Genomic DNA, 9,272 nt, shown 5'->3' on the forward strand with positions numbered 1-9,272 from the left:
GGGCAATCAGCTCCGGCGCCTTGTAGAACTCGAAAAACCGGCACACCCGTTTGGGCACGTTGATCAGTACATCCGGCGGATAGCCGGCGATCTTGTACTGCGCCAGCGAGGTCTGCATGACCTCGAAGCTCTGGTTGATCAGGTCCAGCAGTGAAGCGGGCCCCACATTGTCGATGATGAACGAGCCGGTCGCCGACTTCGGCGCGCCTTCGCGCTCCGGAGCCGCCGCCGGTTGCTGGCCTTCCGGGTCGGCGGCATCGGCCAGCCACGGGTTCGGCTGCGCCAGCCCTTCGGCGACGATTTCCTGCTCGATGCGGATCAGCTCCTCGGCCGGCTTGCGCCGGAACGGCAAGCGCGAGCCCAGCGAACTGAGCAGCGCATCGAAACGCATCTTGAATGCCGCCGGGCGTTCGATCACCGGTAACTGATACTGCTTCTGGTTGGTGGCGTTGAGATTGACCGCGATGATCAGGTCGCAGTGGCTGGACACCACCGGCACGATCGGCAGCGGGTTGAGGATGCCGCCATCGACCAGCATGCGGTTGCCTTGCATCACCGGGGTGAACAGGCTGGGGATGGCTGCCGACGCGCGCATGGCCTGGTGCAGGCAGCCCTCCTGGAACCAGATTTCCTGCTGGTTGGTGAGGTCGGCTGCAACCGCCGTGTAAGGGATGCGCAATTGCTCGATGTTGATCTCGCCGACGATCTTGCGGATCTGCCCGAACACCTTGTCGCCGCGAATTGCGCCAAGACGAAAGCTGACGTCGACCAGACGCAACACATCCAGGTAGTCGAGGCTCTCGATCCAGTTGCGGTAGTCTTCCAGCTTGCCGGCGGCATAGATGCCGCCGATCACCGCGCCCATGGAGCAGCCGGCGATGCAGGCAATGTCGTAGCCGCGGCGCTCGATTTCCTCGATCACGCCGATGTGTGCATAACCCCGGGCTCCACCCGATCCCAGTACCAGTGCCACGCGTTTGCTCATGAACGTTCCCCGGCCAGTGCAACCATGGTCCTACAATGCACCCATCGCCACCTGTGCTTCAATGTGCATCGCGCTGAGCTACTGTAATAAAACTGGCTGGGCCAAGCTGGCCGGGCGGGGCACTTTTCAGCTGCCGGGGCGTCGAACAGCCACTGTTTTTTTCCATTGAGGTATTACCGATGAAAGCCTGGATCTGCCTTCCACTGATTGCCTTGGCCCTCGCTGGCTGCGCGGGCAAGACGGCCTACCGCGAGAGTTGCGCGACCCAACTGGATGCCGCTTGGAAGGAACTGGACCTGGCCAAGGCCGAAGGCTTTGCCGGTGCCGTGAGTTACTCCAAGGCCTTGTCGCTACTGACCGGGGCCAAGACCCAGCAGCAGTTCGAAGGTTATGAAAGCTGTACCAGAAAAGCCGAAAAGGCCCGCTTCTACATTCGTGAATCTCGCGCCGGGCGCTGATCAAGGAGCGTCTTTCAATGTCTGCCATGCTTGATCATGTGGTCGCCCAGATAGTGGCCTTGCAGGTGCGCCTGCTGGCTTGCCGCGAGCGCCTGGCTGCCGATACCGACAGCGAGGCCTTGCATGACCTGCGCACCACCCTGCGGCGCCTGCGCAGCCTGCTGCGGCCGCTGCGTGGGCTGCCGGGGGTAGAGCAACTGGAGGCCGCCGCCAAGTCGTTGGGTACCCTCACCACGCCGTTGCGTGACCGTGAAGTGCTGGCGGCCGAACTGATCGGGCGTGGTTTTGCCGAGGCCGGGCAGCGGCGCCTGGAAGGGCGTGACAGAACCTTCGCCAGTGTTGCCGCCAGCCCGCAGCTGACCCGGGTGCTGGCGATTGTCGACGCGTTTCCGCTGTTCCTGCGTGCAGCCGACCGCGAAGGCCTGGTCAAGGCGCTGGAAAAGCGTATCGACAAACGCCTGGTCAAACAGTGGCGCAAGTTGCACAAGGCGCTGCAGGACCCGGCCCACGATCGCCACCGCCTGCGTCTGCTCATCAAGCGTGCGCGCTATGGCGATGAGGCCTATCCGCAGCTCGACCATGCGGGCAAGCAGTTGCGGCGCTTGCTTAAGCAGGCCCAAGGCGACCTGGGTGACTGGCACGATCGTCTGCAATGGCTGCTGCAGGCACGCGACCATGCCGACCTGGCACTGTGCAAGGCCGCCTGGGAGGAGGAATTGCACGAGGCCGAGCGCCATTCGGATGTGACGCTGGATGCACTGCAGCAGGCGCTGGCGCGCCGAAAGCCCGAAAAATGACCGATATGCGGGCTGATCGGCAAAGGTTTGCTGGCTAGGATGGACAGACCTTTTTCGCTACAGGCAGGAGCCGGCCAATGAATTTCAAGCAACTGCTCGACGCCGTGCGGGCCAACCCCGAATCTGTGAGCGTCCCGCCAAGCTGGACCCAGGGGCGCGCCGCCTTTGGCGGACTGATGGCTGCCATGGTGTATGAAACCATGCGTCAGAAAATCTCCGATGACCGCCCCGTGCGTTCGTTGGCCATCAGCTTTGTGGCGCCTGCCGCAGCGGACGTACCAATCCGCTTCGATGTGGAGGTGCTGCGTGAAGGCAAGGCGGTCAGTACCTTGCTGGGCCGTGCCGTTCAAGACGGCCAGGTGGTGACCTTGGTGCAGGGCAATTTTGGCGCAGGGCGGCCATCAGTGGTCGATTTGCCGGCGCTGCCGGCCACGGAAATGAAAACGCTCGAAGACGCGGCCCCCGAGCTGCCCCATATCAAAGGCGTTACCCCGGAGTTCATGCAGCATGTGGCCCTGCGCTGGGCGGTGGGTGGGTTGCCGTTCAGTGGCAACCAGTCGCGTCAGATGGGCGGCTGGGTACGTTTGCGGGGAGTGGCCGAAGAACCGGTCAACGAGGCGCATCTGCTGGCGTTGGTCGATGCCTGGCCACCGAGCCTGATGCCGTTTCTCAAGCAGCCGGCTGCCGGCAGCACGTTGACCTGGACCATCGAATTCATGCAGCCCACGGCGCAGCTATCGACGCTGGACTGGTGCCGTTATTGCGTGGAAACCGAACATGCGCGTGATGGTTATGGGCATGCCGCCGCTGAGTTGAGGACGGCGCAGGGCGAACTGCTGGCCTTGAGCCGGCAGACGGTTACCGTGTTTGCCTAGCAGATACCTGCAGGCCTGCACCCGCTCCTACAAAAGAGTGCGCGTGATTGGAGCATCAATGGCGGTGCTTGTGTCGTTCCCGCCAGGCCTTCCACCAGGCCCCGCTCAGCAAGAAACGCGGAAAGGTGATGAACTGCTCGGTCAGCAGGCGTTGCACGGCATCCTTGCGGTTGGCGAAGGGCTCGGGTTGCTCGGCTTCCAGGCGATGCCCCTGGCGCTGCAGGCCCAGGCCGGCGATCAAGGCAATGATGCCAACGGCAATCTGGCCCAGATCCAGGCCGAACAGGCCGGACAGAATCAGCAACGCGCCAAGGATGAACAACGGCACGGCGATCAGGTGCAACACCAGGTTGGCCGGGTGGCGGTGGTTGTGGTGGTAGCCGCGCCATTGCCAGGCGGGCAGGTTGGGCAGGCGTTTGCTCATGGGCATTTCCTCTCGGTCATGCCCAAAGCTTAGTGCGCCCCCAGGCGGGGGCCAATCGAGGCTGGCTATGGTGACTATAGCTTGAGCTGGCCAATGGCCTTGTTCAGTTCACCTGCCAGGGTTGCCAGTTCGCTGCTGGTGGTCGCCGAGCCCACGGTCTGATGCACGGTCTGTTCGGTGACATCGCGAATGCTCACCACGGCGCGGTTCATTTCCTCGGCCACCTGGCTTTGCTGCTCGGCGGCCACGGCAATCTGGGTGTTGCTTTCGCGCATCTGCGCCACGGCACCGGTAATCTCTGCCAGTGCTTCGCCGGCCTCCTGGGCCTGCCTGACACAGTCGTCGGCCTTGTACGAGCTTTCCTGCATGAACTCCACTGCATCGCGGGTGCCCGACTGCAGGGCCGAGACCATGGTGGTGATCTCGTCGGTGGAGTTTTGCACGCGCTTGGCCAGGTTGCGTACTTCATCGGCCACCACAGCAAAGCCGCGGCCCAGGTCGCCGGCGCGCGCTGCTTCGATGGCGGCATTGAGCGCCAGCAGGTTGGTCTGTTCGGCGATGCTGTGGATCACGCTGACAACGCCATTGATCTTCTGGCTGTCTTCAGCGAGCTGGCGAATCATCTCGGCAGTTTGCTGAACGCCGCTGGACAGCCCGGAAATCGAATCCTGCACCCGGCTGACCACCTCTTGGCCGCTACCGGCCAGGGTGTCAGCGGTTTGTGACAGATCACGGGTGGCGCCGGCGTGTTGGGCGATGTGGTGCACCGTAGCCGACATTTCGTTGATGGCGGTAGCGGCCTGGTCGGTCTCGCTCTGCTGGCCGAGCATGCCGTGGCGCACGTCGCTCATGCTCGCAGCCAGGCGCGCGGCACCGGAGTCCAGTTGCGCGGCGGTGTGGGCGACGGTACTGACCACGCGGTGGTAGGTCGCCTGCATGGCATTGAAGGCCCCGGCCATCTGGCCGACCTCGTCGCCACAGGCCAGTGGCACGCGGGCCGACAGGTCGCCGGTTTTTTCCACGTGCAGCATCACGTCCTTGAGGGTGTTGAGCTGGCTGAGCAGGAAGCGGATCAGCAACTGCGAGGCGCCGAGCATCGCCAGCATCAGGATCAGCACGCATACCGCGTAGTTGCTGAAGCGGTCGAAGAACACCTGACGCAGGCTTGGCGACTGGGCCAGCACGGCTATTTGCTGGTCGCCGTTGCGCAGCACCTGCGCACCCTGTAGCGGGTTGTTGCCCAAGAGCCGGGCGGCGGGCAGTTCGACCCAGCCTTGGGCATTGCGCAGGGCCTCGAGGGGTTCACCCGCGAAGGTGGGTGTTTGCCCGGCTGACCAGCTGATGACGTTGGCCGGGCGGGGCAGCGGCAGGCCGGCCGGCCAGGCAGCCAGCAGTTGGGCCTGCGCGGCCGCCTGGGCCTGCGCGGCCTCGGCGCGGGCGCGCTGCTCCAGGTGCACGGCATAGAGCACCAGCAGCAGGGTTGTGACAAAGGCCACCGCGTTGACGGCCCAGAACTTGTACTTCAGGGAAACATTGCTAAGCCAGGCACCCATGGGCAGGTCTTCTCTGAGTTGAGCGGGAACAATATTGGCAAGGTGCCATCATTGTGCCTACGTGCGCCATGGAGTTTGTTGATGCATATCAACACCAAGCACCAGCCCCTGTAGGAGCAGCCTTGTGCTGCGAAGGGGCAGGCAAGGCCAACCGAATGTTGTAGCTGTCATGGCCTCTTCGCAGCACAAGGCTGCTCCTGCAAAGGGGCGCGTCGGGTTCAGGGGAGTTGGAAAAACGCCCGTGCCGTTGCCGTGGTATGCGCCGCCGTATGCTCGGCTGACTCCCCCCGGTGCAGGGCCACTTCACGCAGTACCTCTGGCAGGAACGCTGGTTCGTTGCGCCCATTCTTCGGCTTGGGCCGCAGGCTGCGCGGCAGCAGGTAAGGCGCATCGCTCTCCAGCATCAGCCGCCCCTCGGCAATGTTGCCCACCAGCGGGTGCAGGTGGGTGCCACGGCGTTCGTCGCAGATCCAGCCGGTAATGCCGATGTGCAAGTCCATGTCCAGGTACGCGAACAGCGCGTCGCGCTCGCCGGCAAAGCAGTGCACCACTGCGCCGGTCAGGTGGTCGCGGTAATCCTTGAGTATCGCCAGCAGGCGATCGCCGGCGTCGCGTTCGTGCAGGAACACCGGCATTCGCAGCTCGGCAGCCAGTGCCAGCTGTGCCTCCAATGCTTTTTCCTGCAGCGGGCGAGGGGAGAAGTCACGGTTGAAGTCCAGGCCGCATTCGCCCACGGCGCGCACGCGTGCTTCATTCAGCAACTGGCGCAACTGGCGCTCGCTGCCGGCATCCCAGGTTTTGGCATCATGAGGGTGTACGCCTGCCGTGGCGAACAGGTGTGCGCCGCTCGCATCCAGTTGCTGGCAAAGCTCCAGCGCCTGTTCGCTGACCGCCAGGCTGGTGCCCGTCAGCACCATTTGCGTGACCCCAGCCTCAAGGGCGCGCTCGACGATTGCCGCCTGCTGGTCGTGGAAACTGCTGTTGGTCAGGTTGACGCCGATATCGATCAGTTGCATGGTGCTACCTCGTGCCGCGGGGCGGCCAGCATAGCAAAAACCGTGTTTTTCTGAAAAAAACCAAGAACTTCATGCTGTTGCCGTGGTCTTTTGCCGTCATTTCTCTCTTGGCGGTGCAACTCCATGGATGCCGCCCACCGACAACGGACACGTTTTCGCATGCAGCGATGCTGGCTCATTTTCCTGCTGACGCTTGGGCTGACATTGACCGGGCCCGCCCATGCGCGCGTGCCGGGACCTCAGCAGAACATCGCGCCGGCCAAGGTCCGTGACCTGCAACAGATTCGCACCAGCCAGGTGCTGCGGGTACTGGTCAACCAGAGCCGCAACAGCTCCGGTGAGGTCAAGGGCGAGCCGGTCGGCATCGAATACTATCGCCTGCGTGCCCTGGAACATTACCTCAATGCCCGCGCCGCCGACGGGCAGGAGATCCAGCTCAAGCTGATCCCGCGGGCCAAGGAGCAGTTGCTGGGCGCCTTGGCCCGTGGCGAGGGTGACCTGGCCGCGCCGGGCGAACTGCTCGACCCCGCCGTGGTGCGCGGGGTCAGCAGCAGCGCGCCGGTGCTTGACCAGGTGCCGCTGCTGCTGGTGGGACGCAAGGGCGAGCGCAGCTTCAGCCATGTCGAGCAGTTGTCCGGGCGTACCGTGGCCCTGACCAGCGCCAGTGCCGCCGGCCCATTGATCCAGCAGGTCAACCAGCAGCTGGCGCTGCGCAAGCGCGCGCCGATCAAGGTGGAGTGGGTCGACTCGACCTTGGCGGTGGAGGATGTGCTGGAAATGGTCCAGGCCGGCATCTATCACCTGACCGTGGTCGAGCAGCCGATCGCCCGGCGCTGGGCTCGGGTGATGCCGCGCCTGCGCCTGGACAGCCGCGTAAAGCTGGGAGCGCCGCAAGCCATGCGTTGGTATGTGAGACCCGATGCGCCGCAGTTGCAGGCCACGGTCGATCGCTTTCTGCAGGGCTACCGCGCACCGGACAACCAGGACGCCGCGTTCGAGCGCATCTACCGGCGCCAGTACCGGGTGCACGACCCATTGGCCAGCAAGAATCGCCAGCGCCTGAGCGCGCTGCGGGCGGTGCTGCAGAAACACGGTGAGGCGCAGCAGATCGACTGGCTCAACCTGGCCGCGCTGGCCTTCAAGGAGTCGACGCTCAACCCGGCGGCGCGCGGCACCGGAGGGGCCCATGGCCTGATGCAGATCACCCCCTCGGCGGCGCAGCGCGTGGGGGTGAGCAACACCGCCACGGTGGATGGCAATGTCCAGGCCAGTGCCCGCTATCTGGCGCTGATCCGGCGCAAGTTCTTTGCCAGCGCCAAGATCAACGAACGCGAGCGCATGGCCTTCGTGCTGGCGGCCTACAACCTGGGCCCCGAGCGCGTCCAGGCCATGCGCGCGGAAGCGCGGCGGCGCGGGCTGAATGGCGACCAGTGGTTTTTCCAGACTGAACGTATCGCCATGGAGCAGGTGGGCATGGGGCCGGTCAACTTCGTCAATAGCGTCAACAAGTACTTTTTAGCGTTCAATCGGGAGCGTGCCGCGCTGGAGCGTTTGGCGAAGCGTTGAAAGATCGATTTTATCGATTGTTATGTTGGATTATTTGCGGTTTTCATATCTATATAAACGATTATGATGGCGCCCATCCCAACACAACTTTCTCGCTTCAAGGAGTCTTCGACATGAACAACGCCACCCTCAACGCTCTGTTCTCCACCCGTGCCGGCGCTGGCCTGAGCGTCATCCGTATCCTGGTCGGCATCATCTTCATCGCGCATGGTGCGCAAAAACTGTTCGGCATGTTCGGTGGCTATGGCCTGGAAGGCACCGGCCAGTGGATGGAGAGCATCGGCCTGGCCCCGGGTTACCTGATGGCTCTGCTGTCCGGTAGTGCCGAGTTCTTCGGCGGCCTGGCCCTGGTGATCGGCCTGCTGGCCCGCCCGGCGGCCCTGGTGCTGGCGGTGACCCTGGTGGTGGCGATCCTCACGGTGCACATCGGCAACGGCCTGTTCATGTCCAACAACGGCTATGAGTTCGGCCTGGCCCTGCTGGCTGGTACCGTCGCGGTGCTGATCGAAGGCGCTGGCCGCTTCTCGCTGGACCGCCTGATCGCCCGCTGATACATCGCAAATTCCAAGATACAAGCCGCAGGCCGATCACTTTCGGCTTGAGGCTTGTATCTTGCCGCTTGTAGCTCTAGCATACCGCCTGCGCCGATTTAAACAGCTACTTGCGGGGCGCAGGAAAACCCCTCTGGGTCATCCGAAATACCGCTAAAGCGCTGGTTCGGTGACGCCTCCCACCGCTGCCCAGCGGGATTCGCGAGGCGGAGAGAAGCTCCATGAGTTGCCCACGTACCAGTGTCTGTTTGAGCCCCTTGCCTGCCAGCCAGGCATCCCGCACACCGCGCATCCTGCTCGGCGGCCAGCATCAACCCACTCTTTTACGTCACCTTGAAGGCCTGTCCCGGCGCAAGGGCCAGGCGCGTGCATTTCTGATCCAGTTCGCCGATACCGGCTGCCACCTCGCACAGTATGGCAATGACCGTTTCGACCTGGCCGTGATCCAGGCCCCGGCACCGGACGAGGCCGCCGAAATCATCGGCCACCTCACCCGTATCGCGCGCCAAGGCCTGATTACCCGCCGCTGAGGAGCGTGCAGTTGAGTACCAACATCATCACCGCGGAAGGCCATGAGGCGCTGAAGAAAGAACTGGACCACCTGTGGCGGGTATACCGCCCGGAGATTACCCAGAAGGTTACCTGGGCGGCATCGCTGGGCGATCGCAGCGAGAACGCCGACTACCAGTACAACAAGAAGCTGCTGCGTGAGATCGACCGCCGGGTGCGTTACCTGCGCAAGCGTCTTGAAGATGTGAAGGTGGTGGCCTACTCGCCGCAGCAAGAGGGTAAGGTGTTCTTCGGTGCCTGGGTGGAGATCGAGAACGACGAGGGCGAGACCATGAAGTTTCGCATCGTCGGGTATGACGAGATCTATGGGCGCAATGACTACATCTCGATCGACTCGCCCATGGCTCGTGCCTTGCTGAAAAAGGAGGAGGGTGATGAGGTGGTGGTGCACACACCTACCGGTGAAGCGACCTGGTATGTAAACAGCGTCAGCTACGGGCAATGAGTCGATGTTGCCTGTGCCAGCCTCTTCGCGGG

Annotated in this window: 11 protein-coding genes; 7 read left to right on the forward strand and 4 right to left on the reverse strand. The window is 63.5% G+C overall.

The features are described from left to right. Nucleotides 1-985, reverse strand: a 985-nt coding sequence (locus tag ACK1U9_RS10550; protein ID WP_449109878.1) for a patatin-like phospholipase family protein, incomplete at its 3' end; no start/stop codon positions are given. A gap of 179 nt (nucleotides 986-1,164) precedes the next feature. On the opposite strand from ACK1U9_RS10550, the gene ACK1U9_RS10555 reads away from it, so the two are divergent. The 3 genes from ACK1U9_RS10555 (at nucleotide 1,165) to ACK1U9_RS10565 (ending at nucleotide 3,115) form a co-directional block, all read left to right on the forward strand. Further along, nucleotides 1,165-1,443, forward strand: a complete 279-nt coding sequence (locus ACK1U9_RS10555; protein ID WP_003259403.1) for a hypothetical protein — start codon at nucleotides 1,165-1,167, stop codon at nucleotides 1,441-1,443. Nucleotides 1,444-1,460: 17 nt separating this feature from the next. Then, nucleotides 1,461-2,240, forward strand: a complete 780-nt coding sequence (locus ACK1U9_RS10560) for a CHAD domain-containing protein (RefSeq protein ID WP_085600184.1) — start codon at nucleotides 1,461-1,463, stop codon at nucleotides 2,238-2,240. Nucleotides 2,241-2,317: 77 nt separating this feature from the next. Then, nucleotides 2,318-3,115 (forward strand): acyl-CoA thioesterase, encoded by a 798-nt coding sequence (locus ACK1U9_RS10565; protein WP_449109879.1) that lies wholly within the window; start codon nucleotides 2,318-2,320, stop codon nucleotides 3,113-3,115. A gap of 55 nt (nucleotides 3,116-3,170) precedes the next feature. Here ACK1U9_RS10565 and ACK1U9_RS10570 read toward each other — a convergent pair whose 3' ends face one another. From ACK1U9_RS10570 to ACK1U9_RS10580, 3 genes are all read right to left on the reverse strand, one after another. Beyond that, a complete protein-coding gene (locus ACK1U9_RS10570; protein WP_085600188.1) occupies nucleotides 3,171-3,539 on the reverse strand; it encodes an Mpo1-like protein in 369 nt (122 codons plus the stop codon). A gap of 74 nt (nucleotides 3,540-3,613) precedes the next feature. Then, nucleotides 3,614-5,092, reverse strand: coding sequence for a methyl-accepting chemotaxis protein (locus ACK1U9_RS10575; RefSeq protein WP_046617228.1), 1,479 nt, complete (start codon nucleotides 5,090-5,092; stop codon nucleotides 3,614-3,616). A gap of 218 nt (nucleotides 5,093-5,310) precedes the next feature. Next, nucleotides 5,311-6,108 (reverse strand): TatD family hydrolase, encoded by a 798-nt coding sequence (locus tag ACK1U9_RS10580; protein WP_449109880.1) that lies wholly within the window; start codon nucleotides 6,106-6,108, stop codon nucleotides 5,311-5,313. 159 nt (nucleotides 6,109-6,267) lie between these two features. Here ACK1U9_RS10580 and ACK1U9_RS10585 point away from each other — a divergent pair, with 159 nt between their 5' ends. The 4 genes from ACK1U9_RS10585 to greB all read left to right on the forward strand — a co-directional run bounded on the left by ACK1U9_RS10585 (nucleotide 6,268) and on the right by greB (nucleotide 9,240). Continuing rightward, nucleotides 6,268-7,674 carry a transglycosylase SLT domain-containing protein gene (locus tag ACK1U9_RS10585; protein WP_449109881.1) on the forward strand — a complete coding sequence of 469 codons (1,407 nt, stop codon included), beginning with the start codon at nucleotides 6,268-6,270 and terminating at the stop codon, nucleotides 7,672-7,674. Between the two features lie 113 nt (nucleotides 7,675-7,787). Beyond that, complete coding sequence (locus tag ACK1U9_RS10590) at nucleotides 7,788-8,225, forward strand: DoxX family protein (RefSeq protein WP_046617231.1); 438 nt, start codon at nucleotides 7,788-7,790, stop codon at nucleotides 8,223-8,225. A gap of 221 nt (nucleotides 8,226-8,446) precedes the next feature. Further along, nucleotides 8,447-8,755 carry a hypothetical protein gene (locus ACK1U9_RS10595; RefSeq protein WP_025338428.1) on the forward strand — a complete coding sequence of 103 codons (309 nt, stop codon included), beginning with the start codon at nucleotides 8,447-8,449 and terminating at the stop codon, nucleotides 8,753-8,755. Between the two features lie 11 nt (nucleotides 8,756-8,766). Then, complete coding sequence (greB, locus tag ACK1U9_RS10600; protein WP_046617232.1) at nucleotides 8,767-9,240, forward strand: transcription elongation factor GreB; 474 nt, start codon at nucleotides 8,767-8,769, stop codon at nucleotides 9,238-9,240. The last annotated feature ends 32 nt before the right edge of the window (nucleotides 9,241-9,272 follow it).

Source organism: Pseudomonas sp. XP1, assembly GCF_053557675.1.

Excerpts from the sequence above, each read along its gene's own strand:
- ACK1U9_RS10565 (WP_449109879.1), top strand. The coding sequence starts at position 2,318 with ATGAATTTCAAGCAACTGCTCGACGCCGTGCGGGCCAACCCCGAATCT.
- ACK1U9_RS10570 (WP_085600188.1), bottom strand. The coding sequence starts at position 3,539 with ATGAGCAAACGCCTGCCCAACCTGCCCGCCTGGCAATGGCGCGGCTAC.
- ACK1U9_RS10580 (WP_449109880.1), bottom strand. The coding sequence starts at position 6,108 with ATGCAACTGATCGATATCGGCGTCAACCTGACCAACAGCAGTTTCCAC.
- ACK1U9_RS10590 (WP_046617231.1), top strand. The coding sequence starts at position 7,788 with ATGAACAACGCCACCCTCAACGCTCTGTTCTCCACCCGTGCCGGCGCT.
- ACK1U9_RS10585 (WP_449109881.1), top strand. The coding sequence starts at position 6,268 with ATGCAGCGATGCTGGCTCATTTTCCTGCTGACGCTTGGGCTGACATTG.
- ACK1U9_RS10560 (WP_085600184.1), top strand. The coding sequence starts at position 1,461 with ATGTCTGCCATGCTTGATCATGTGGTCGCCCAGATAGTGGCCTTGCAG.
- ACK1U9_RS10595 (WP_025338428.1), top strand. The coding sequence starts at position 8,447 with ATGAGTTGCCCACGTACCAGTGTCTGTTTGAGCCCCTTGCCTGCCAGC.
- ACK1U9_RS10575 (WP_046617228.1), bottom strand. The coding sequence starts at position 5,092 with ATGGGTGCCTGGCTTAGCAATGTTTCCCTGAAGTACAAGTTCTGGGCC.
- ACK1U9_RS10555 (WP_003259403.1), top strand. The coding sequence starts at position 1,165 with ATGAAAGCCTGGATCTGCCTTCCACTGATTGCCTTGGCCCTCGCTGGC.